The following is a 22630-nucleotide window of genomic DNA, read 5'->3' on the forward strand; positions in this document are numbered from 1 at the left end:
TGGCGGTTCCAATCAACGGGACGGAGGGGTTATCCCCCACATCAAATTTAAATGCCCCGTCTGCAATGGCGCTAAGTTCTTCTTCACGCCTTTCTGCCCTGACAAGAGTTGCCCCTATGGAGCCGTCTGTTCCGTTTGCGGGATCAGACTGACTGCTAAAAATACCCTTCCCAAAAGGCGGCGCTGGAATAAAGTTGCTTGATCAAGGCCTCGTAAGAGGCCTTCTAAACGCGGATATTTATGGATCAAAGATAGAGCGAGGCTTCGCCCATCGGGCGGGTTTTGAAGCGGCGGTGGATCCACAGATACTGCTCCGGGGCGCGCATAATTTCCCGCTCAATCACCCGGTTCATATAGCTGGCGGCTTCAAACTCATTCTCTACCGGATAGTCGGTTAGTGCCTTGCCGATATGCAGCTGATAGCCGGAGCCATCCGGTTTACGGATCATCGTTACCGTCAGCATCGCCGAGCCGGAAAGGCGTGACAGCACGTAGGTGCCGTTGGTCGTTGCGGCGTTAACAGAGAAGAACGGTGCAAAAGTGCTGCCTTTGCGGCCGTAGTCCTGGTCCGGTGCAAACCACACTGCTTCACCTTTCCGCAGCGCGCTGACCAGCCCCTTCAGGTTACGACGGTCAATCATCGATTTATTGGAACGCATCCGTCCCCGAGTCTGCACCCACTCCATGACCGGACTGTTGTGCTGACGATAGGTGGCCATCATCGGCTGACACAGCCCCATCACGCGACCGCCCAGCTCCAGCGACATAAAGTGCACCCCAACGACCATCACGCCGTGGTGTTTTGTCTGGGCGTCAACCAGGTTCTGATAGCCTTCTACGTCAAACCAGCGGCGTACGCGCTTGTCCGGCCAGAACCAGGCCATACCCGTCTCGATCAGCCCCATGCCTAATGACATAAAGTTTCTGTCGATTAACGTTTCGCGCAGGGCAGGCGTCATCTCAGGGAAACAGAGCTCAAGGTTGCGCTGGGCAATGCTTTCCCGTCGCTTTAAAAACGGACGCGCAATGCGGCCAAGACCGGTACCGAAGCGATGAAGCACAGGATAAGGCAGTTGAACCAGAAGCCACAGAATGGCAAGACCAAACCAGGTCATCCAGTGACGGGGATGAAGAAAAGCGAGTTTAAATGAAGCGATCATATTGTTGTTACCTTTTAAGCTTATAATAAGTAGCGCTTTAGGAAACAACGAATCCCTTCATTAGGTCATTCAGCGATACATCTCCTGATTGGACAACGTCTTTACCAGGAGATTCAATAGCGCCTAGTGTATCACGATTTTAAATAATCACCTTGCGGACTAAGAAAAATTGGTCTACCCATTTTCTTATACCACGGCGGTGGTTAGCCGCGATGCGCAGCACAGCCGATTTTGCTCATCAAAGATATCAATCTGCCAGACCTGGTGCCGCCCGCCGGTATGCAGCGCGGAACAGACGCCGCGTACTCGGCCACTGCGTACGGCGCGAATATGGTTAGCGTTGATCTCAATCCCTACTACGCTATGCTCACCCTCGGTGCAGAGATAGCCTGCCACCGAACCGAGGGTTTCCGCCAGCACCACCGACGCGCCGCCGTGCAGCAGGCCAAACGGCTGATGCGTGCGGGCGTCGACGGGCATTGAGGCCTCAAGCACATCGTCACCGATGCGCTCGAAACGGATATCCAGCAGCCCCACCATATTGCCCTCGCCCATCGCGTTTAGCGCGTCGAGGGTAGCCGTACGTTTCCAGATCATCCCATTATCTCCAGCAGGGCCTGTAGCGGATGACGCACGCCGCTGCCCTCGATGCGTTTCACCTGGCTGCGACAGGAGTAGCCCGTCGCCAGGCAGCGGTTACGCGGCAGACGCTGCATGGCCTGATGCCAGGAGAGCTCGTAGATGCCCAGCGAGTTAGCGTGATTCTTCATCTCGTGACCGTAGGTTCCGGCCATCCCGCAGCAGCCGACGCTGACGTTTTCAAGCTTAGCGCCAAAGCGAGCAAAAATAGTTGCCCACTGTGCAGGCGCACCCGGCAGCGCGGTGACCTCAGTACAGTGGCCAAACAGATACCATGCCTCGCCGCCAGGCGCTTGAGTCTCATGAGAGGCCAGCACGCCGGGCAGCCACTCGTGCACCAGCTGAACGTTGAACTCTCCGCGCTTGTCCCCCAGCGTCTGCTTGTACTCATCGCGATAGCAGAGCACCAGCGCTGGATCGACGCCCACCATCGGCATGCCCAGTTGCGCCACGCGCGTCAGGAAGTCAGAGGTTTTCTGCGCGGTTTTGGCAAAGCGCGTCAGGAAGCCTTTGATATGCTGCGCCTTACCGTTCGGTGAAAACGGCAGTACTACCGGCTGATAGCCCAGTTTCTCAACGAGACGGACAAAATCGCTCACCACCTGCGCGTCGTAGTAGCTAGTAAAGGGATCCTGCACCACTAGCACCGTTTTTGCGCGCTCTTCCTCGCTAAGCTGCTCCAGCTCGTCGAGCGTCATGTTTGCCGAGCGGTGCCCCACCAGCTGCTGTTGCAAAGAAGGCACCGACAGCAGAGGCAGATCCACCATCCCAATATGGGTAGCCGACAGGGAACGCACCCACGGCTGACTCATAAAGAAGTTAAAGGTTTTCGGCGCGCGGGCCATCAGTGGCGCATAGCTCTCGACGCTGGCGATAACGTGGTCGCTGAGCGGACGCAGATAGCGAGTGTGATAAAGCTGAAGGAAGCGCGAGCGAAACTCCGGCACGTCAATTTTAATCGGACACTGGGTAGAGCAGGCTTTGCACGCCAGACAGCCGGACATCGCCTCTTTTACCTCGTGCGAGAAGTCATACTCGCCGTGGCGGGCATGCCAGCTGTTGCGGGTACGTTCGATCAGTCCTCGCAGACTGGCGCGTTTTCCCGGCAGCTCCTTCTCTAACTTGATGGGATCGATACCGCGATCCGCCAGCAGCCGCAGCCACTCGCGTACCAGCGTGGCCCGGCCTTTAGGGGAGTGGATCCGGTTGCTGGTGATTTTCATCGACGGACACATCGGGCTTTTGGCGTCAAAGTTAAAGCACAGCCCGTTGCCGTTGCACTCCATCGCGCCACGCCATGAGGCGCGCACGCTAATAGGGATCTGCCGGTCAAAGGTGCCGCGCTTAACGGCATCAACCTGCATCATCGGCGCATCAAGGCCCGCTGGCGGGCAGATTTTACCCGGATTAAGTCGGTTCTGCGGATCGAACGCCGCTTTGACCTTGCGCAGTTCACCATAAAGCTGCTCGCCAAAGAACGCCGGACTGTACTCCGCCCGGAAGCCCTTGCCGTGCTCACCCCAGAGCAGGCCGCCATACTTCGCCGTCAGGGCCACCACCTCGTCGGAGATCCTTTTCATCAGCATCTCCTGCTGCGGGTCGCACATATCCAGCGCCGGACGCACGTGCAGCACTCCCGCATCCACGTGGCCAAACATACCGTAGTTCAGCCCGTGGCTGTCGAGCAGGGCACGAAACTCAACGATGTAGTCCGCCAGGTGCTCCGGCGGCACGCAGGTATCCTCTGCAAAGGGGATCGGCTTCGCCGCGCCTTTGGCATTTCCCAGCAGGCCGACCGCTTTTTTACGCATCGCGTAGATACGTTCAATTCCCGCCAGATCGCTGCATACCTGCCAGCCAATCACTCCGCCCTGCTGGGCAGCGATCAGCTCATCCAGACGCTGGCAAAGGGCATTGACCCGAGCGTCAATCAGCTCGCCATCATCGCCAGCAAACTCAACGATGTTCAGCCCCAGCATATTTTTATCCGGCACATCGGTAATCAAATCATGCACCGAGTGCCAGACGATATCCTCCCGCGCCAGGTTAAGCACCGTAGAGTCAACGGTCTCAACCGACAGCGCCTGAGCCTCAACCATAAACGGCGCGTTGCGTAGCGCCGAGTTAAAGGAGTCATACTTAACGTTGACCAGCCGACGCACCTTCGGCAGCGGTGTAATATCCAGCCGCGCCTCGGTAATGAAGGCCAGCGTGCCCTCCGATCCCGTCAGAATGCGGGTGAGATCGAAGGTCGTCATCTCATCATTGAAGACGTGGCGCAGATCGTAGCCGGTCAGGAAACGGTTGAGCTTGGGAAACTTATCGATAACAAGCTGACGATTATCAAAGCAGCTGTCATAGACCGTTTTGTAGATCCGCCCCTGCGCCGTTTGCGCCTGCCCAAGCGTACGCGCCAGCTCCAGCGATACCGGCTGCGTATCCAGCAGATCGCCGCCCAGCAACACAGCTCGCACGCCGAGCACGTGGTCAGAGGTTTTACCGTAGACCAGCGATCCCTGCCCGGAGGCGTCGGTATTGATCATGCCGCCCAGCGTGGCGCGGTTGCTGGTGGAAAGCTCCGGGGCGAAGAAGAAGCCGTACGGTTTTAAAAACTGGTTCAGCTGATCCTTGATCACGCCCGCTTCTACCCGCACCCACCCCTCTTCGGGGTTGATCTCAAGGATGCGGTTCATATAGCGAGAGAGATCGACAATAATGCCGTGGTTGAGCGCCTGGCCGTTGGTGCCCGTACCGCCGCCGCGCGGCGTGAAGACCAGCGACTGAAAGCGGGCCTCACCTGCAAGGCGGGTGATCAGCGAGACATCGGCGGTAGAACGGGGGAACACCACCGCATCGGGGAGAAGCTGGTAAATACTGTTATCGGTCGCCATGGTTAGCCGATCGGCGTAATCCGTAGCGGTATCACCTGTAAAACCCTGTTGCTCCAGTGCCTGCAAAAAATTGAGCACCAGCTGAACGACGCCGGGTGCTTGAGAAATCTGTGGGATCATTACCGTTGACCCTGCCTGACTGTTAATGTTGTAAGTGTATCGTTTGCGTTGTGGTTTATCGTTGTATCACATTTTTTTACGCTACGCCCAAGTGAATTACGGGCAAAATAGTGCGGGCAAAATGCGCTGAAATTCACAGCCGCATTATTGTATTAATCAAACGCTGCGCCGACGGTTCGGCGAATAAAAAAAGGTGGATAGATCTTATGATCAATAGTCGTCAGCCCGGGGATGTGGCTCAGATCCTGCTCTCGGTGCTGTTTTTAACCCTGATGATTGTTGCCTGTTTATGGATAGTGCAACCCTTCATCCTTAGCTTTGCATGGGCGGGGACCATCGTCATTGCGACCTGGCCGCTGTTTTTACGCTTTCAGCGCGTACTGGCGGGCCGCCGTTCACTGGCGGTGTTGTGCATGACGCTAATCTTAATCCTGGTATTTGTTATTCCTGTTGCTCTGCTGGTTAACAGCCTTGTTGACGGCAGCGGCCCGGTGATCCGCGCGATTAGCTCCGGCGACCTGACGCCGCCGGATTTAGCCTGGCTTAAGAGCATTCCGCTGATAGGCAGTAACCTCTATCTCGGCTGGCATAATCTGCTGGATATGGGCGGCAGCGCGATTATGGCCAAGGTGCGACCTTATTTAGGTGCCACTACGACCTGGTTTGTCGGCCAGGCGGCACACATTGGGCGCTTTATGATGCACTGTGCGCTGATGCTTCTGTTCAGCGCCCTGCTGTTCTGGCGCGGTGAGCGGGTCGCTCAAGGTATCCGCCACTTTGCTACCCGTCTCGCCGGCAGGCGGGGCGATACCGCCGTGCTGCTGGCGGCCCAGGCCATTCGCGCCGTGGCCCTTGGCGTGGTCGTGACCGCGCTGGTGCAGGCGGTGCTGGGCGGCATTGGGCTGGCAATCAGCGGCGTGCCTTATCCAACCCTGTTTACGGTGGTCATGATCCTCACCTGTTTGGTACAGATTGGTCCCCTGCCGGTTCTTATTCCGGCCATTATCTGGCTCTACTGGAGCGGAGATACCACCTGGGGCACGGTGCTGCTGGTCTGGAGCTGCGTAGTCGGTACGTTGGATAACGTTATCCGTCCGGTGCTGATCCGCATGGGGGCCGATCTGCCGTTGATTCTTATCCTCTCAGGCGTCATTGGCGGACTCATCGCCTTTGGCATGATTGGCCTGTTTATCGGTCCGGTACTTCTCGCTGTCTCATGGCGTCTTTTTGATGCCTGGGTTCAGGAAGTCCCTGCTCCCAGCAACGTTAACGATAATCTGCTGGAAAAGGTAAACGAGACTGAAGTGCATAATAAATAACCAATAAAGCGGGGAAACCCGCTTTACTATTAAGCGCTGCTTATCAATTATTAATATTTCCTTTCTGGTCGGACCCTTCAACCCACTATATATACGCTATATCCCTTGTTTTCCTTGTCGCAAAATCGTTACTTATAATTAACTATTGAGACGAATCTGATCGACTCAAAATTAGGCCATGCCTACTATTAAGGCACGGTTATAAATCAAGGCTTTGATTTATAAACATGGAAATCCCCTGAGTGAAACAACGAATTGCTGTGTGTAGTCTTTGCCCATCTCCCACGATGGGCTTTTTTTTAAGCTAAATTCCAGTCCCGAAACCTGTACTGAAAATAGACATAAAAAAAGCCAGACCGAAGCCTGGCTTTACGCTTAATTAACCATCGATATTATCTACGACGCTCGTTCGCCGTTACCTGACGCGGCTGGGTACGACGGCCCACCATGCCCATCGCACCCGCCAGCACCGCTTCAATCAGCAGCATAAAGAAGGTGAACCAGCTCGCTTTAGCCGTAGCGGCTGCCGCTTTCTCACCTGCTTCACGGGCTTTTTGCTCCGCCTGCGCTTTCAGCTCGTCAAATTTCGCCCGCGCTTCCTGATAGCTTTTTTCCGTCTGGGCGACAATCTGTTCCGCTTCGGCATCAGATTTACCGGTACGCGCCTGAATAATATTTTTCAGCGCTTCACGGTCGGCTGCCTGGAAGGTGCTCTGATTTCTGTCGATCAAGCCTTTAATAAAACCGGCGACATCGGTATCAGCCGTCTGCGGCGTGTTAGCCGTTGCTGCCGCCTGGTTCTGGGCATTATTCGCTTCATTCTGCGCCTGATTTTGCAGCGCCTCAGGCTGCAGCTCCGGTTTCCCGGTCTGTCGCAGCGTTGTTTCAAGCTCATTCTGTAAGCTATCGAGATTAATATTATTCTCTGCCAGCTTCTCTTTCGCCATATCCTTAACCGACGGAGCAACCGCCGTGACGCCACTGCCTACCGCCTGTAAACCTGCGCCTAATATATTCATGGCACCGGTGACTGCACTGTTCGCCAGCATAACGACGAACCAGGCGCTAATGATGGTGTTAACACCAAACATCAGCAGGCCATGCAACGCACCCTCTCGCTGTGCCAGCCTGCCGCTGGCATAGGCCCCTGCAGCAATGGCGATCAGCATGCTCAAGCCAGTCCAGATGGCCGCGCCCATGCCGATACCCCCCATCGGATCTTGTTCTTCCAGAGGATCGATAGTGCTGGCACCAATCGCGGTGCCGAGAATAGAAAGGATCAGGTAGAGCACCATTGAAATAATGACGCCGGCAAACACTGCACTCCATGAAATACGTTTTAGGGGAACGCCTCTACCCGGCGTATATATGTCATCGTAATCGTTTCGGACATGTACATGTTGATCGGCCATCTTTTCTTCTCCCTTATAACCTTATGGCTTATGTCGCAATTTTCGACGGTTAAAAAAAATAGAGCTGGAATGGCTTCAGCTTTAGCCTCTATAAGGGTAGTTCGGGATGGATAAATAAACCATGGTGTCGTCACATCAGAAGAAATTCTTTCGACCAAATACAAATCTGTTACGAATAAAAAAGCCTCCCAAGCGAGGAGGCTTTAAGAAAGCGATGACGTTTTACTTGATTTCAGCGAGGCTCAGCCAGGTCTGAACCACGGTATCCGGGTTCAATGACAGGCTATCGATACCCTCTTCCATCAGCCAGGCAGCAAAGTCTTCGTGGTCGGAGGGGCCCTGGCCACAGATACCCACGTACTTGCCCTCTTTTTTCGCTGCGCGGATCGCCATCGACAGCAGCGCTTTTACCGCCTCGTTGCGCTCGTCAAACAGTTCTGAGACCACGCCGGAGTCGCGATCGAGGCCCAGCGTCAGCTGCGTCATATCGTTCGAGCCGATGGAGAAGCCGTCAAAGTGCTCCAGGAACTGCTCCGCCAGCAGGGCGTTGGACGGGATCTCGCACATCATGATCACCTTCAGCCCGTTTTCACCGCGCTTGAGGCCCTGACGCGCCAGCTCGTCTATCACCGCTTTTGCCTGCTCAACGGTACGCACGAAGGGGATCATAATTTCGACGTTAGTCAGGCCCATATCGTTACGCACGTGTTTCACCGCCTCGCACTCCAGCGCAAAGCAGTCGCGGAAGCTGTCAGCGACATAGCGGCCCGCGCCACGGAACCCCAGCATCGGGTTCTCCTCTTCCGGCTCGTAGCGCTCCCCGCCCACCAGGTTGGCGTACTCGTTGGATTTAAAATCAGAGAGACGCACGATGACGCGCTTCGGCCAGAACGCCGCGCCGAGGGTGGCAATCCCTTCGCTCAGGCGACCAACATAGAACGCCTTCGGCGAGTCGTAGCCCTTCATCATCTCGCGGATCTCTTTTTGCAGCTCTGGCGTCTGATCGTCAAACTCCAGCAGCGCCCGCGGGTGCACGCCGATCATACGGTTGATGATGAACTCCAGACGCGCCAGACCTACGCCTTCGTTTGGCAGACAGGCGAAGTCAAAAGCGCGATCCGGGTTACCGACGTTCATCATGATCTTCAGCGGCAGATCAGGCATGGTGTCAACACTGGAGCTTTTTATACTGAAGTCGAGCATCTCGGCATAGACATAGCCGGTATCGCCTTCAGCACAGGAGACGGTGACCTTTTCGCCATCCCGAATGCGGTCGGTCGCGTCACCGCAACCCACGACGGCCGGAATGCCAAGCTCGCGGGCGATGATCGCCGCGTGGCAGGTACGTCCGCCGCGGTTGGTAACAATCGCCGCCGCTTTTTTCATGATCGGTTCCCAGTCCGGGTCGGTCATGTCCGTTACCAGCACGTCGCCGGGCTGAATGCGGTTCATTTCGCTAATGTCGTGGATGACCTTCACCGGCCCTGCGCCAATGCGGTGGCCGATAGCCCGGCCTTCAACAACTACCTTGCCCTGGGCATGAAGCGTGTAGCGCTCCATGACCTGACCACGGGAACGCACGGTCTCCGGCCGGGCCTGCACAATATAGAGCTTGCCGGTATGGCCATCTTTGGCCCACTCGATATCCATCGGACGACCGTAGTGCTGCTCAATCAGTACCGCCTGCTTCGCCAGGGCCTGAACCTCATCATCAGTCAATGAGAACACGTCACGATCCGCCTCAGGCACATCTTCAATGCGCACCTGCTTGCCGTGCTCCTGGCTTGGGGCGTAGACCATGCGGATCTTTTTCGATCCCATGGTGCGACGCACGATGGCCGGTCGATCGTTTGCCAGCGTCGGCTTATGTACGTAAAACTCGTCCGGATTCACTGCCCCTTGTACGACCATTTCCCCAAGGCCCCAGGCGGAGGTAATAAACACCACCTGATCGAAGCCGGATTCAGTGTCGATAGAGAACATGACGCCTGAGGAGGCTAAATCGGAGCGCACCATGCGCTGTACGCCAGCGGAGAGCGCCACGCCACGGTGGTCATAGCCCTGATGCACGCGATATGAGATAGCGCGATCGTTAAACAGCGAGGCAAAAACGTGTTTTACCGCCACCAGCACCGCATCATAACCCTGAACGTTGAGGAAGGTTTCCTGCTGCCCAGCAAACGAGGCATCCGGCATATCTTCCGCCGTGGCGGAGGAGCGCACGGCAAACGAGGCTTCAGCGTCGCCTTCTGAGAGCTGGTTATAGGCGTCATGAATCGCCTGTTCAAGCTCTGGCGTGAAGGGTGTATCAATGATCCACTGACGGATCTGCGTTCCGGCCTTCGCCAGTTCGCTAACGTCATCAATGTCCGTGTGATCCAGCAGCTCATAGATACGCTGGTTGACGCCGCTTTGGTCAAGAAACTGATTAAAAGCCTCCGCCGTGGTGGCGAATCCGTTAGGGACCGATACCCCCGTTTCAGACAGATTGGTGATCATTTCACCCAGGGAGGCATTTTTGCCCCCCACGCGGTCAACATCATTCATCCCGAGTTGGTTATACCAGAGCACCAGCGGTGACGAGCCATTGTTGGACATCGGACAATCCTTTTTTGATATATGATTGAGTTAATAACTCCTGACGTACCTATTTATCCTGGCATACCTGGCTCGCTTAAAAAAACGGTGAATCGTTCAAGCAAATTTATTTTTCTATTTTTCGGACAGTTTCACGCTATTTTGTAACTTCATGATTTGTTTGCACTCTTTTTGAAACTGGCTTTGCGGATGAAAAGAAAAGTGAAATGCACATTTCAGTAAAAATAAAAACACCATTTCATTTTTTATAGATGCGAGTGGTGCAGTAGTATGGTACATAAATTAATTCAGGCTCTAACACCATCATGCTATGGGGGGATAAAAATGGAAAATTCAGCGGATCGGCAGGTGTTTTATATTTCTGATGGCACGGCGATTACGGCAGAGGTTCTCGGGCATGCGGTTATGTCGCAGTTTCCCGTCGCCGTTCACAGCATCACGCTGCCATTCGTGGAAAACGTCCAGCGCGCCAATGCCGTCAAGGAGCAGATTGACGCCATTTTCCAGCAGACCGGCGTGCGCCCCTTGGTCTTCTACTCTATTGTGACCCCGGAGATCCGCAGCATCATTACCCAGAGCCAGGGCTTCTGCCAGGATATTGTTCAGGCGCTGGTAGCCCCGCTCCAGCAGGAGCTCAAGCTCGATCCGACTCCGATCACCCACCGCACCCACGGACTCAATCCGGGAAACCTGACGCGGTACGATGCCCGAATCGCGGCCATTGATTACACCCTCGCTCATGATGATGGCATCTCGATGCGTAACCTGGAGCAGGCGCAGGTCATCTTGCTGGGGGTGTCCCGCTGCGGTAAAACGCCTACCAGCCTCTATCTGGCGATGCAGTTTGGCATTCGCGCCGCTAACTATCCCTTTATTGCCGATGACATGGATAACCTGGTGCTGCCCGCGGCCTTAAAGCCGCTGCAGCACAAGCTGTTTGGCCTGACCATTAACGCCGAACGTCTGGCGGCGATCCGTGAGGAGCGCGTAGAGAACAGCCGCTACGCATCCATGCGTCAGTGTCGGCTGGAGCTGGCCGAGGTAGAGGCCCTGTATCGTAAAAACAATATCCCCTACCTGAACAGCACCAACTATTCGGTTGAGGAGATTGCCACCAAGATCCTCGATATCATGAAGCTGAATCGCAGCATGTACTAATTAGCTAGTACAACGCGTCATTTTCCGCTATCATTGCCCGCAGAATTGTGATGTGCATCACCCTCATACTTGAAAACATCAAGGATTGGTTTATCGTGATGCCCATTACTTCCGGCACTTTTGCCGTTGAAGCCGCCTATTTCTGAGATAAGTCATGAACAAAACTGATGAACTCCGCACTGCGCGCATTGAGAGCCTGGTGACGCCAGCTGAACTGGCCGAGCGGTATCCTGTCTCCCGACAGGTTGCGGAACATGTTAACGCTTCGCGTCGGCGAATTGAGAAAATTTTAAACGGTGAAGATCGCCGTCTGCTGGTGATTGTAGGCCCCTGCTCCATCCACGATCTTGATGCCGCGCTTGAGTATGCTCGCCGGTTACAGGCGCTGCGCGAAAAGCATCAGGATACGCTTGAGATTGTCATGCGTACCTATTTTGAGAAACCGCGCACCGTCGTCGGCTGGAAGGGTCTGATCTCCGATCCGGATCTCAACGGCAGCTATCGGGTTAATCACGGCATGGAGCTGGCGCGAAAGCTGCTGCTGCAGGTGAACGAGCTGGGCGTTCCGACCGCCACCGAGTTTCTCGATATGGTGACCGGACAGTTTATTGCCGATCTTATTAGCTGGGGGGCCATCGGGGCGCGCACCACGGAGAGTCAAATCCACCGTGAGATGGCCTCGGCGCTCTCCTGCCCGGTAGGCTTCAAAAACGGTACGGATGGCAACACCCGCATCGCGGTTGACGCCATTCGTGCATCGCGGGCGAGCCATATGTTCCTGTCGCCGGATAAAAATGGCCAGATGACCATCTACCAGACCAGCGGCAATCCTTACGGGCATATTATTATGCGCGGCGGGAAAACGCCTAACTACCACGCCGAGGCCATTGCCGAGGCTTGCGATACGCTGAGCGAATTCTCTCTGCCCGAACATCTGGTGGTGGATTTCAGCCACGGCAACTGCCAGAAGCAGCATCGCCGCCAGCTAGAGGTATGTGACGATGTTTGCCAGCAGATCCGTAACGGCTCGACGGCTATTGCCGGGATCATGGCGGAGAGTTTCCTGCAGGAAGGGACGCAGAAGATTGTTGCCGGACAGCCGCTTACCTATGGACAGTCCATTACCGACCCGTGCCTGCACTGGGAAGATACCACTCTGCTGGTGGAGAAGCTCTCTTCCGCAGTGGCATCGCGCTTCTGACATCCTGCCCGCCACTGCGGCGGCGGGCTCTCTCTTTTAGCTTGAACAGCTCACTTCCAGATGTTTGCCCCAGTCCGGCGGCCGGCTGACATAGTCATCGCTACGATCGCTAAAGGGATCGCGTAATGCCTGGTGCAGCCGCTCCAGCTCTTGGGTATCGCCCTTCTCGGCATCGCTGATAGCCCGCTGGGCCAGCCAGTTACGCAGCACCAGCGCCGGGTTAACGCTTTTCATCTGCCGCTGGCGATCGGCATCGTCAATCTGCTCGCTCTGCAACCGCGTACGGTAGGTGCTAAACCAGGTATCAAACGCGCCGCGATCGATAAATTCGTCGCGTAACGGCGAATTGGCGCTGTGCTGCTCGGTGGTGCTCAGCATACGGAACGTGCGGGTATAGTCGCTGCCCTCCCGCGCCATCAAAGCAAGGAGCGTGTTTAGCAGTTCGTTATCGCCGCGCTGCTCGGTGAACAGCCCTAGCTTGCTGCGTAAGAGCTTTCCGTACTGCTCCAGCAGCACCTGCTGATACTCATCCAGTACGCTGTTCAAGGTATCGACATCAATAAAAGGCGATAGCGTCTGGGCAAGGCGCTGGAGATTCCACAGGCCGACAGCAGGCTGATTATCAAACCGGTAACGCCCCTGATAGTCGGAGTGGTTGCAGATAAAATCGGGCTGATAGTCATCCAGGAAGCCGAACGGGCCATAGTCGATGGTCAGGCCAAGAATCGACATGTTGTCGGTATTCATGACGCCGTGAGCAAAACCGACCGCCTGCCACTGGGCGATCAGCGTCGCGGTACGCGCCACCACATCCCGCAGCCAGAGCACATATTTGTCGCTCTCATCGGCAAGATGCGGCCAGTGGTGACGAATGGCGAAATCTGCCAGCTGACGCACCTTCTCCGGCTCGCGACGGTAGTAGAAATGCTCGAAATGACCGAAGCGCAGATGGCTTTCGGCAATGCGCATCAGCATGGCACCCTGCTCGGTGGTTTCCCGCGCCACGGGCGTATCGCTGGTCGCTATCGCCAGCGCCCGGGTAGTGGGTATCCCAAGATAGTGCATCGCCTCCGACGCCAGGCTTTCGCGAATGGTCGAGCGCAGCACGGCGCGTCCGTCGCCCATGCGGGAATAGGGAGTCTGCCCGGCACCCTTAAGGTGCCAGTCGACGGTTTTGCCATCGGCCAGCAGCTGCTCCCCAAGCAAAATGCCGCGACCGTCGCCTAGTTGCCCTGCCCAGACGCCAAACTGATGGCCGCTGTAAACCTGAGCCAGAGGAGACATACCCGGCAGCAGCGTTTCACCGCCCCAGACGCCCGCCCCCTCCTCAGGGGTAAAGAGCGCATCAGGTACGCCCAGATCCTGGGCTAGAGCCGCGTTATGCCATAGCACGCGCGCGTTGCGCAGTGGCGTAGGGGAAAGCGAGGTGTAAAATCCCGGCAGCTCATCGCGCCAGCGTGTAGTAAACGTAAGGGTCATGGATCCTCCTTTTACTGTAGTGTAGAAGGTATCAGGAGGAATAAACACAGGCAGAGTGCGCGGGTATCACCTCACCAGCGCGGTAATCTGCTCCGGGAGCACCGACGGCCACAGACTTCCCTGCATGGCGATAAAGGCAAACGGCATCACCCTCTTCAGGGTCTGCTCGTTATCTATTCCCGCAATCATGATTGAACGGCAGTAGGGTTCAACCTGGGTGATAATAGCCTGCATAAAAGGCTGAAATGATGGCGATTTGAGGCGCTGGGAAACAAAATGTTTATCCAGCCTAACGCGAGTAAAAAGACCATCAAATACGGCTCGGGTAGAGGCTGCTCCCGCACCGAAATTCGCCAGCACCAGCGGATATCTGCTGCTTAATTGGGACAGCGAACTATTCTCACTTTCATTATTTAAGTTAAGATAATTCTCATTAACCATAAGCTCAATAAACGGATACCGATTAACAGATGCCGCTAAATCATCATCTCTTAACAATCTTTCTACAACTGCTGGCGTAATATTAATCCATGCGGCAATCTGATGCTGAATAAAGAAATGCTGACATACGTTTAGTAAGTGAAGCTGTTCAATAAATAGCATTTCGGACTGCTGTGGTGTTAAGTGAGGCAAAATCTGCTCTGCGGACGCCTGAGCCTCACGGTTGACGCCTACAAAGTTAACGACGATCTCCAGTCCCTGCAATTCGCCCTCGGCATTACGTGCCGGATTGAAAAGCAGCTCTGAGCGCCAGGTTTTATCGAGTGATATAATCATTATCCCTATACCTAATCCAGAAATGAATAAGACTATCCTTAGCCAGCATTAAAGGTTATCCTGGGAACTCGATAAGCGCCAGCAGATAAAACTGGATTAATACAATAGTTGATAACTATTAGTGGGCTCATTAATTAGTATTATTTAATAAAAAACGGAGCCTGATAGCTCCGTTTTTTATTAGCACAACACCGATGATTGTCGGTTAAATTCGCCGCGCCTGCCAGAACTTTTTACGCCAGTAGACGTTATCAAGCGAGGATTTCATCACCCCGCGACTGGTAGAGGCATGAATAAACTGGTTATCGGTATCGTAGATCCCCACGTGCAGGCCGCTCTCCCCGGATCCGGTTTTAAAGAACACCAGGTCCCCCGGCAACAGGTCATCTTTGTCTATCTCGGTGCCGATCCTGGCCTGCTGCCGCGTCTCCCTGGGCAGCCGCAAATCAAACCGATCCCGGAAGGTCATCAGTACAAAGCCAGAACAATCGATGCCACCCCGGCTCATACCGCCGTATCGGTACGGCGTGCCCCGCCAGTGGATAAGCTGATCGTTAAGGTTGGCGATAACGGTGATCGAGTCTGCCAGCCGTGGATTCGGCGGTGGGGCCCGGTGGTGGCTACATCCTGCTAAAAAAAGCACGGCGGCGAAAAGAAACCATAGGCGCATGCGGGGCGGATCCTCTGCTTTATTATTTTTCCAGTAATGTAGCGTGGCGGGAAAGCGCCGCGCAATATGCTCTGTGTTTACAGCGTAGAAATAAGTACGCTATGCCCCTCAACGTCAAGACGGCGAAAAGGCATACCATAAGCCTGGGCCAGCCTGGGCGGCGTTAGCACGCTATCGCGCGGGCCGCTGGCAATCAGCTTACCGTTGCGCAGCAGCCAAGCCTGGTGAGCATGGCGCAGGGTATGGTTTAGATCGTGGCTACTCATTACCACGGTAGTTCCCGCCTGGTAGAGCGCATTTAACAGGCGGTCGAGCGCCGCCTGCTGGGCCACGTCCAGACTGTTCATCGGCTCATCCAGCAGCAGCAGTTGCCCCTCGGGATTCCCCGCCGGATGGATCTGCAAAATTACCGCGGCCAGACGCACTCGCTGCCACTCGCCCCCCGACAGCTGGTTTGCCTTGCGCCCGAGCTTATCATCAAGCCCCAGCGCACCGGCGACGTCATGCAGTAGCGCAGTGTGGCCGCGATCGGACTGGTGCAGGGTCAGATAGTGCCACACCGGCATGGCAAAGGGCGGCGTTTGCTGCTGAGCAAGGTAGGCGCGACGCCGGGCCAGCGCGGTAGCGTGCCAGCCATCAAGCGGCGTACCGTTGAGCGTGATGTTGCCCGGCCCGCTCGCCAGGCCCGCCATCCGTGCCAGCAGGGTACTTTTTCCGGCCCCGTTTGGTCCCACCAGATGCAGAATCTCTCCGGCATTGACCGTGGCCGTAACGGGCCCCAGCCTGCCGGATTCCGCTACATCCTGTAGCGTCATTAATGCTTTCACTATTTTGCTAATGCCAGCTTGATGGCTTCCATTACGATAGGATCTTCCGGCGTCATATCTGGCGCAAAGCGCTGGACAACCTGCCCATCACGGCCAATCAGGAATTTTTCAAAGTTCCACAGGATATCGTCAGGATAGAGCGGCGCACGCCCTTTGCTGGCGAGACGCTCGTAAAATCCGCTGCTCTCCGGCGCAACGGCAGTGGGCGCAGCGGCGATCAGCTTCTGATAGAGCGGATGGCGATCCTCACCGTTGACGTCAATTTTGCTGAACATTGGGAAGGTAACGCCATAGGTGGTGCTGCAGAAGGTTTTGATCTCCTCTTCGCTGCCCGGCTCCTGGCCTAGAAACTGGTTGCACGGGAAGCCGAGCACGACAAAACCGTCTTTCGCCCAGGCCTTTTGAATGTTCTCCAGCTGCTCATACTGTGCCGTCAGGCCGCATTTAGACGCTACGTTGACCACCAGCAGCACCTTGCCCTGGTAATCTGCAAGCGTGGTCTTCTCGCCATCAATCGTCGTCACATCAGTGTTCAGAATATCGTGTTGCATAGCATCCCCTTAGTTATCAAACGCGCCAGCGGTTCAGTCGCTGGCCTTTAATAATAGACAATATGACGACGTCTACTCATGCGCAATTTTATCCTAAAAGTTTCTTCGCGATAGGGAGTTAAGTGCGGTGGCGAGATTACCGCGCCGCCTTCAGCAGCAGCCAGATAAACACCGGTGCGCCTAGCGTAGCGGTGACGACCCCAATGGGCAGCTCTGCCGCGTTAAGCGCCTGGCGGGCGACGATATCCGCAAACAACAGCGCGCTTGCCCCTGCCAGCGCGCAGCCGGGCAGCAGCACGCGATGGTCGGTCAGGCCGCAGAGACGCAGGATATGAGGGATCACCAGACCGATAAAACCGATCGATCCCGCCAGCGCTACGCTGACCCCGACCATCCAACCGGTGGCGACCACCAGCACGTTGCGCCAGAACCACAGCGGCAGGCCGAGCTGGCGAGCAGACATTTCCCCCAGCGCCAGCATATTCAGCGGCTGCGACTGCAGGCAAACCCAGACCATCACCGGCAGCAGAGCCAGCATCAGCCACCCCTGCTGCCAGTCAACGCCGCCAAAACCGCCCATCATCCAATACATCAGCTGGCGCAGATCGAACGAGGTCGAGAAGTAGATAGCCCATGTCATCAGCGCGCTGCAGATGATGCCCAGCGCGACGCCCGCCAGCAGCAGGCGGCTGATGGAGAGATGACGGCGAGCGAAGTGCAGCAGGATCAGCGTAATGATCAGCGCCCCGGCAATAGCGCACAGGCCGAGCGCCCAGGTGGGTAGCGCCCCCTGCCCCAGCATCACGGCGGCAATCAGGCCCACGCCCGCGCCGTTGGAGACGCCGAGCAGTCCCGGCTCCGCCAGCGGATTTTCAAACAGCGCCTGCATCAGGGTGCCGCACAGCGCCAGCGCCGCACCGACCAGCACCACCGCAAGGGTCCGGGGTAGACGGATCTGCCAGACGAAAAGTTGCCCGCGGGGGCTGAGCCAGTCGCCAGGCGCAATCCATTGTTCGCCTGCGCAGAGGCTCACCACAATAGCAAGCAGCAGAAGAAGTAGGAGTCCGCCAAGCCAGCGGGCGTGGCGTTGGGTCTGTTGGTGGGCAAGTGCGAGCATAGGATCCATCCTGCTTAACGTCGTGGACGTGATTTTAAGATGCAGAGCGGTCGGTGAAAAGAAAAAAGGCCGCACGGGCGGCCTTTTTGGTTAGTTCAGATTACTCTGCTTTGGGCGAAGCGTTTTCGACACGGCTTTTTAATTTCTGACCGGGTCTGAAGGTCACCACGCGCCGGGCTGTAATGGGAATATCTTCGCCCGTTTTCGGGTTACGTCCCGGGCGTTGGTTCTTATCACGCAGATCAAAGTTACCAAAACCGGAGAGTTTTACCTGCTCACCATTTTCCAGAGCGCGACGGATCTCTTCGAAAAATAGCTCTACCAGCTCTTTGGCATCCCGTTTGCTAAGCCCAAGCTTATCAAACAGATATTCTGACATTTCAGCTTTTGTAAGCGCCATAGGTTCAATCCCTCAATGATGCCTGGAATCGCTCTTTCAATGCCTCTACACATCTGGCAACGGTAGCGGCAATCTCCTCTTCTTCGAGTGTACGGCCGGTATCCTGAAGGATCAGGGTGATAGCGAGGCTCTTATAGCCCTCCGCTACGCCCTTGCCGCGGTACACATCAAACAAGTTTACGCCAACTACCTGATTTACGCCAACTTTCTTACACTCAGCCAAAACATCTGCTGCGGGGACGTTTTCTGTGACCACAACCGCAATATCGCGACGGTTTGCCGGGAAGCGTGAAACCTCCCGCGCCTGCGATATTACGCGGTCTGCAATGGCGTTCCACTCGATCTCAAATACCAGCGTCCGACCGTTCAGATCCAGTTTACGTTCCAGCTCAGGATGCACAACCCCAATAAAACCAATACGTTCGCCTTTCAGATAAATCGCGGCGGACTGACCCGGATGGAGAGCCGGATTGGCTTCCGCTTTAAACTGAATGTCGGCCAGCTTGCCGGTGAGATCGAGAACGGATTCCAGATCGCCTTTTAAATCATAGAAATCGACGCTCTCTTTTGCCAGGTTCCAGTGCTCTTCGTAGCGGCTACCGGTGATAACACCGGCCAGCATCACATCCTGACGGATGCCCAGATTGGCCTGGGTATCGGGCACAAAGCGCAGACCGGTCTCAAAGATACGTACGCGGCTCTGCTGACGGTTCTGGTTATAGACCACCGTTCCCAGCAAACCGGTCCACAGCGACAGGCGCATGGCCGACATTTCGCTGGAGATAGGGCTTGGCAGGATCAGCGCCTCTTCACCGGGATGGATCAGCTGCTGCAGTTTCGGATCCACGAAGCTGTAGGTGATCACTTCCTGGTAGCCTTTGTCGATCAGCATGGTTTTCACCCGCTTCATCGACAGGTCCGCTTCGCGGTGGCTGCCCATAATCAGACCTGCCTGCACCGGTGAATCAGGAATGTTGTTGTAGCCGTAGATGCGGGCTACCTCTTCCACCAGGTCCTCTTCGATCTCCATATCGAAACGCCAGCTTGGGGCTACGGCCAGCCACTCATCCTGACCTTCGGTCACTTCACAGCCCAGGCGGCGGAGAATGTCGCCTACCTGCTCGTCGGCAATGTGGTGGCCAATCAGGCGATCCAGCTTGCTACGGCGCAGAGTGATAGTGGCACGCTTCGGCAGCGCGGCCTCGTTGGTCACATCGATAACCGGACCGGCTTCACCGCCGCAGATATCCAGCAGCAGGCGTGTCGCACGCTCCATCGCTTTGTACTGCAGCGCCGGGTCAACACCACGTTCATAGCGGTGGGAGGCATCGGTGTGCAAACCGTGACGACGGGCGCGACCAGTAATAGAGAGCGGGCTGAAGAATGCGCACTCCAGCAGCACGTCCTGCGTTTCGCCATTCACGCCAGAGTGCTCGCCACCAAAGATACCGCCCATGGCCAGGGCTTTGTTGTGGTCGGCAATGACCAGCGTATCGGACTGCAACTTGGCTTCGCTACCGTCGAGCAGCACCAGCGTCTCGTTCTCTTGTGCCATACGAACAACGATCCCGCCCTCAATGCGGCCCAGATCGAAGGCGTGCATCGGCTGCCCCAGCTCCAGCAGGACGAAGTTAGTGACGTCGACCACCGCATCAATAGAGCGGATGCCACAGCGACGCAGCTTCTCACGCATCCACAGCGGGGTTGGCGCGGTGACGTCGATACCTTTCACCACGCGGCCCAGGTAACGCGGGCAGGCGTCGGCGGCGTCAACGCGGATAGGCAACGTATCGTTAATCGTTGCGGCTACCGGAGCAATCTCAGGCTCGCTCAGCGGCAGTGCGTTCAGCACGGCCACATCGCGCGCGACGCCGATAATCCCTAAGCAGTCAGCGCGGTTCGGGGTTACGCTGATCTCAATGGTATTATCATCAAGCTTCAGGTAGTCGCGAATATCGGTGCCGATCGGTGCATCCGCCGGCAGCTCGATGATCCCGCTGTGATCGTCGGAAATACCCAGCTCGGAGAAGGAGCAGAGCATCCCTTCAGACGGCTCGCCGCGCAGCTTAGCGGCTTTGATTTTGAAATCGCCCGGCAGCACCGCGCCGATGGTCGCTACTGCAACCTTCAGCCCCTGACGGCAGTTTGGCGCGCCACAGACGATATCGAGCAGGCGCTCGCCGCCAACGTTAATCTTGGTCACGCGCAGTTTGTCGGCGTTCGGGTGTTGACCGCACTCGACCACTTCGCCCACCACAACGCCGTTAAAGCTGCCGGCCACGGCGTCAACGCCGTCGACTTCCAGGCCTGCCATCGTAATTTGATCGGAAAGCGCTTCGCTATCGACCGCCGGGTTAACCCATTCGCGTAACCACAGTTCACTGAATTTCATTATTTTTTCCTGCCTTTATTTAAACTGTTTAAGGAAACGCAAATCGTTTTCGAAGAACGCGCGTAAGTCGGTAACGCCATAGCGCAGCATGGTCAGACGCTCCATGCCCATGCCAAACGCGAAGCCAGAGTACACTTCCGGATCGATGCCCACGTTGCGCAGCACGTTCGGGTGCACCATACCGCAGCCCAGCACCTCCAGCCATTTACCATTTTTACCCATTACGTCCACTTCAGCAGAGGGTTCGGTAAACGGGAAGTAGGACGGACGGAAACGGACCTGCAGATCTTCCTCAAAGAAGTTGTTCAGGAAGTCGTGCAGAGTGCCCTTCAAATTGGTAAAGCTAATGTTTTTATCAACGATCAGCCCTTCCATCTGGTGGAACATCGGGGTATGGGTCTGATCGTAGTCGTTACGATAGACGCGGCCTGGGGCGATAATGCGGATAGGCGGCTGCTGGTTTTCCATGGTACGGATCTGCACCCCAGAGGTCTGGGTGCGCAGCAGACGGGTAGCGTCAAACCAGAAGGTGTCATGATCAGCGCGCGCCGGGTGATGTCCCGGAATGTTCAGGGCGTCAAAGTTGTGGTAGTCGTCCTCGATTTCCGGACCGGTTGCCACGGTAAAGCCCAGCTCGCCGAAGAAGTTCTCAATACGGTCGATGGTGCGGGTAACCGGATGCAGACCACCGTTCTCGATGCGGCGGCCCGGCAGAGAGATGTCGATGGTTTCCGCTGCCAGACGTGCGTTCAGCGCGGCGCTCTCAAGGGACTCTTTGCGAGCATTGAGCGCCTGCTGTACCTGCTCTTTAGCCTCGTTAATCACCGCACCGGCGGCTGGACGCTCTTCAGGCGGCAGCTCACGCAGGGTTGTCATCTGAAGGGTCAGCTGCCCTTTTTTGCCCAGATATTCAACGCGCACATTATCTAATGCGGCAATATCTGAAGCCTCGTTAATGGCTGCCGTGGCGTTGGCAACCAGCTCTGCGAGATGTGACATGGTTTTCCTCATTATGTCGGTGCAGACACCGTTATGGTGATCTCATATTTTTTATATACAGGCATAAAAAAAGCCTCCCTGAGGAGGCTTTCTGGCGCTGTTTTTCGTTTCTTCTTTCACGCGCAAGCCCCCTGGGATCAGGTGCTAAAGTAAAAAAAGAAGCGGAAAATAGCAGCATTCATGCTTGCGTTACCTTGTGTGGAAAGGAATAAAAAGAGGGAGCCAGGCTCCCTCTCTCTAACTGGCTTAAGCCAGAGCTACTTTCGCTTTTTCGACCAGGGCAGCGAATGCCACTTTGTCGAATACAGCGATGTCAGCCAGGATCTTACGGTCGATTTCAACAGAGGCTTTTTTCAGGCCGTTGATGAATTTGCTGTAAGAAATACCGTTCTGACGTGCTGCTGCGTTGATACGCGCAATCCACAGTTGACGGAACTGACGCTTTTTCTGACGACGGTCACGATAAGCGTACTGACCAGCTTTGATAACAGCCTGGAAGGCAACGCGGTATACGCGTGAACGCGCACCGTAGTAGCCTTTAGCTTGTTTCAAAATTTTCTTGTGACGTGCACGTGCAATTACACCACGTTTTACGCGAGCCATGATGCTCTCCTGTATCTATTCTTAAAAAAGGTTAAAAGGTAGACGACTTATGCGTACGGCAGGCACGCGATGACCAGGCCCAGATCGCCTTTAGAAACCATGGCTTTCGGACGCAGGTGACGTTTACGCTTGGTAGCTTTTTTGGTCAGAATATGACGCAGGTTAGCGTGCTTGTGCTTAAAACCACCTTTACCGGTTTTTTTAAAGCGCTTAGCAGCACCGCGTACGGTCTTAATCTTTGGCATTTTAATAATTTCCACTTCGCATTGTTAATAAACGAAACAAAGGCGAACCAGACCCGTGAGCTTGTGGCCCAC

Annotated in this window: 20 protein-coding genes, 1 other RNA gene and 1 other annotated feature; of the genes, 4 read left to right on the plus strand and 17 right to left on the minus strand. The window is 55.7% G+C overall.

Annotated features, from left to right (window positions below; genetic code table 11):
- Positions 1–245 precede the first annotated feature (245 nt).
- The 3 genes from lpxP to ydiJ form a co-directional block, all read right to left on the minus strand.
- On the minus strand, positions 246–1160 hold the full coding sequence (gene lpxP, locus FN633_RS01990) for a kdo(2)-lipid IV(A) palmitoleoyltransferase (protein ID WP_154056557.1): 915 nt from the start codon (positions 1158–1160) through the stop codon (positions 246–248).
- 186 nt (positions 1161–1346) lie between these two features.
- A complete protein-coding gene (gene menI, locus FN633_RS01995) occupies positions 1347–1757 on the minus strand; it encodes a 1,4-dihydroxy-2-naphthoyl-CoA hydrolase (RefSeq protein ID WP_154056558.1) in 411 nt (136 codons plus the stop codon).
- On the minus strand, positions 1754–4810 hold the full coding sequence (gene ydiJ, locus FN633_RS02000) for a D-2-hydroxyglutarate dehydrogenase YdiJ (protein ID WP_154056559.1): 3057 nt from the start codon (positions 4808–4810) through the stop codon (positions 1754–1756). Before ydiJ ends, menI begins: the two co-directional genes overlap by 4 nt.
- A 206-nt stretch (positions 4811–5016) precedes the next feature.
- Between ydiJ and ydiK the strand changes: the two genes are divergently transcribed.
- Both ydiK and rprA read left to right on the plus strand, forming a co-directional pair.
- Complete coding sequence (ydiK, locus tag FN633_RS02005) at positions 5017–6129, plus strand: AI-2E family transporter YdiK (RefSeq protein WP_154056560.1); 1113 nt, start codon at positions 5017–5019, stop codon at positions 6127–6129.
- A gap of 195 nt (positions 6130–6324) precedes the next feature.
- An RNA gene (gene rprA, locus FN633_RS02010) (antisense sRNA RprA) lies at positions 6325–6432 on the plus strand.
- Positions 6433–6521: 89 nt separating this feature from the next.
- Here the strand turns inward: rprA and FN633_RS02015 are convergent.
- Positions 6522–7541: an MFS transporter gene (locus FN633_RS02015; protein ID WP_154056561.1), complete on the minus strand. Its 1020-nt coding sequence runs from the start codon at positions 7539–7541 to the stop codon at positions 6522–6524.
- A gap of 222 nt (positions 7542–7763) precedes the next feature.
- Positions 7764–10139 (minus strand): phosphoenolpyruvate synthase, encoded by a 2376-nt coding sequence (ppsA, locus tag FN633_RS02020; RefSeq protein WP_154056562.1) that lies wholly within the window; start codon positions 10137–10139, stop codon positions 7764–7766.
- A gap of 324 nt (positions 10140–10463) precedes the next feature.
- Between ppsA and ppsR the strand changes: the two genes are divergently transcribed.
- The gene (gene ppsR / locus FN633_RS02025) at positions 10464–11297 is read left to right on the plus strand and encodes a posphoenolpyruvate synthetase regulatory kinase/phosphorylase PpsR (protein ID WP_154056563.1); all 834 of its coding nucleotides are present in this window, start codon (positions 10464–10466) and stop codon (positions 11295–11297) included.
- A 154-nt stretch (positions 11298–11451) separates the two neighbouring features.
- A complete protein-coding gene (aroH, locus tag FN633_RS02030) occupies positions 11452–12498 on the plus strand; it encodes a 3-deoxy-7-phosphoheptulonate synthase AroH (RefSeq protein WP_154056564.1) in 1047 nt (348 codons plus the stop codon).
- A 36-nt stretch (positions 12499–12534) separates the two neighbouring features.
- Here aroH and selO read toward each other — a convergent pair whose 3' ends face one another.
- The 12 genes from selO to rpmI form a co-directional block, all read right to left on the minus strand.
- Positions 12535–13977 (minus strand): protein adenylyltransferase SelO, encoded by a 1443-nt coding sequence (gene selO / locus FN633_RS02035; protein WP_154056565.1) that lies wholly within the window; start codon positions 13975–13977, stop codon positions 12535–12537.
- A 66-nt stretch (positions 13978–14043) separates the two neighbouring features.
- Positions 14044–14754 (minus strand): EAL domain-containing protein, encoded by a 711-nt coding sequence (locus FN633_RS02040; RefSeq protein WP_154056566.1) that lies wholly within the window; start codon positions 14752–14754, stop codon positions 14044–14046.
- 205 nt (positions 14755–14959) lie between these two features.
- Positions 14960–15424 carry a C40 family peptidase gene (locus FN633_RS02045; protein WP_154056567.1) on the minus strand — a complete coding sequence of 155 codons (465 nt, stop codon included), beginning with the start codon at positions 15422–15424 and terminating at the stop codon, positions 14960–14962.
- 77 nt (positions 15425–15501) lie between these two features.
- Entirely contained in the window at positions 15502–16239 is a 738-nt protein-coding gene (gene btuD, locus FN633_RS02050; RefSeq protein ID WP_425049122.1) for a vitamin B12 ABC transporter ATP-binding protein BtuD, read from the minus strand.
- An 11-nt stretch (positions 16240–16250) separates the two neighbouring features.
- Complete coding sequence (locus tag FN633_RS02055) at positions 16251–16802, minus strand: glutathione peroxidase (RefSeq protein ID WP_042394808.1); 552 nt, start codon at positions 16800–16802, stop codon at positions 16251–16253.
- 136 nt (positions 16803–16938) lie between these two features.
- Entirely contained in the window at positions 16939–17919 is a 981-nt protein-coding gene (gene btuC / locus FN633_RS02060; protein ID WP_154056569.1) for a vitamin B12 ABC transporter permease BtuC, read from the minus strand.
- A gap of 100 nt (positions 17920–18019) precedes the next feature.
- Positions 18020–18319, minus strand: a complete 300-nt coding sequence (gene ihfA, locus FN633_RS02065; RefSeq protein ID WP_006820203.1) for an integration host factor subunit alpha — start codon at positions 18317–18319, stop codon at positions 18020–18022.
- 4 nt (positions 18320–18323) lie between these two features.
- Entirely contained in the window at positions 18324–20711 is a 2388-nt protein-coding gene (gene pheT, locus FN633_RS02070) for a phenylalanine--tRNA ligase subunit beta (protein WP_154056570.1), read from the minus strand.
- 15 nt (positions 20712–20726) lie between these two features.
- Complete coding sequence (pheS, locus tag FN633_RS02075; protein ID WP_042394818.1) at positions 20727–21710, minus strand: phenylalanine--tRNA ligase subunit alpha; 984 nt, start codon at positions 21708–21710, stop codon at positions 20727–20729.
- A gap of 63 nt (positions 21711–21773) precedes the next feature.
- Positions 21774–21897, minus strand: a sequence feature (Phe leader region).
- Positions 21848–21892: a pheST operon leader peptide PheM gene (gene pheM / locus FN633_RS18340; RefSeq protein ID WP_001386830.1), complete on the minus strand. Its 45-nt coding sequence runs from the start codon at positions 21890–21892 to the stop codon at positions 21848–21850. It overlaps the preceding feature by 45 nt.
- A 59-nt stretch (positions 21898–21956) precedes the next feature.
- On the minus strand, positions 21957–22313 hold the full coding sequence (gene rplT, locus FN633_RS02090) for a 50S ribosomal protein L20 (RefSeq protein WP_042394821.1): 357 nt from the start codon (positions 22311–22313) through the stop codon (positions 21957–21959).
- Between the two features lie 47 nt (positions 22314–22360).
- Positions 22361–22558, minus strand: a complete 198-nt coding sequence (rpmI, locus tag FN633_RS02095) for a 50S ribosomal protein L35 (protein ID WP_001124225.1) — start codon at positions 22556–22558, stop codon at positions 22361–22363.
- Positions 22559–22630: the final 72 nt, after the last annotated feature.

This window comes from Pseudescherichia vulneris, from assembly GCF_902164725.1.
GTDB lineage: Bacteria > Pseudomonadota > Gammaproteobacteria > Enterobacterales > Enterobacteriaceae > Pseudescherichia > Pseudescherichia vulneris.

Bases quoted from the DNA above. Each gene is read 5' to 3' on its own strand.
- pheT (WP_154056570.1), bottom strand. From the start codon at position 20,711: ATGAAATTCAGTGAACTGTGGTTACGCGAATGGGTTAACCCGGCGGTC.
- selO (WP_154056565.1), bottom strand. From the start codon at position 13,977: ATGACCCTTACGTTTACTACACGCTGGCGCGATGAGCTGCCGGGATTT.
- btuC (WP_154056569.1), bottom strand. From the start codon at position 17,919: ATGCTCGCACTTGCCCACCAACAGACCCAACGCCACGCCCGCTGGCTT.
- pheS (WP_042394818.1), bottom strand. From the start codon at position 21,710: ATGTCACATCTCGCAGAGCTGGTTGCCAACGCCACGGCAGCCATTAAC.
- rplT (WP_042394821.1), bottom strand. From the start codon at position 22,313: ATGGCTCGCGTAAAACGTGGTGTAATTGCACGTGCACGTCACAAGAAA.
- menI (WP_154056558.1), bottom strand. From the start codon at position 1,757: ATGATCTGGAAACGTACGGCTACCCTCGACGCGCTAAACGCGATGGGC.
- ppsR (WP_154056563.1), top strand. From the start codon at position 10,464: ATGGAAAATTCAGCGGATCGGCAGGTGTTTTATATTTCTGATGGCACG.
- FN633_RS02040 (WP_154056566.1), bottom strand. From the start codon at position 14,754: ATGATTATATCACTCGATAAAACCTGGCGCTCAGAGCTGCTTTTCAAT.
- ydiJ (WP_154056559.1), bottom strand. From the start codon at position 4,810: ATGATCCCACAGATTTCTCAAGCACCCGGCGTCGTTCAGCTGGTGCTC.
- FN633_RS02045 (WP_154056567.1), bottom strand. From the start codon at position 15,424: ATGCGCCTATGGTTTCTTTTCGCCGCCGTGCTTTTTTTAGCAGGATGT.
- ydiK (WP_154056560.1), top strand. From the start codon at position 5,017: ATGATCAATAGTCGTCAGCCCGGGGATGTGGCTCAGATCCTGCTCTCG.
- FN633_RS02015 (WP_154056561.1), bottom strand. From the start codon at position 7,541: ATGGCCGATCAACATGTACATGTCCGAAACGATTACGATGACATATAT.
- rpmI (WP_001124225.1), bottom strand. From the start codon at position 22,558: ATGCCAAAGATTAAGACCGTACGCGGTGCTGCTAAGCGCTTTAAAAAA.
- aroH (WP_154056564.1), top strand. From the start codon at position 11,452: ATGAACAAAACTGATGAACTCCGCACTGCGCGCATTGAGAGCCTGGTG.
- lpxP (WP_154056557.1), bottom strand. From the start codon at position 1,160: ATGATCGCTTCATTTAAACTCGCTTTTCTTCATCCCCGTCACTGGATG.
- ihfA (WP_006820203.1), bottom strand. From the start codon at position 18,319: ATGGCGCTTACAAAAGCTGAAATGTCAGAATATCTGTTTGATAAGCTT.
- ppsA (WP_154056562.1), bottom strand. From the start codon at position 10,139: ATGTCCAACAATGGCTCGTCACCGCTGGTGCTCTGGTATAACCAACTC.
- FN633_RS02055 (WP_042394808.1), bottom strand. From the start codon at position 16,802: ATGCAACACGATATTCTGAACACTGATGTGACGACGATTGATGGCGAG.
- btuD (WP_425049122.1), bottom strand. From the start codon at position 16,239: ATGACGCTACAGGATGTAGCGGAATCCGGCAGGCTGGGGCCCGTTACG.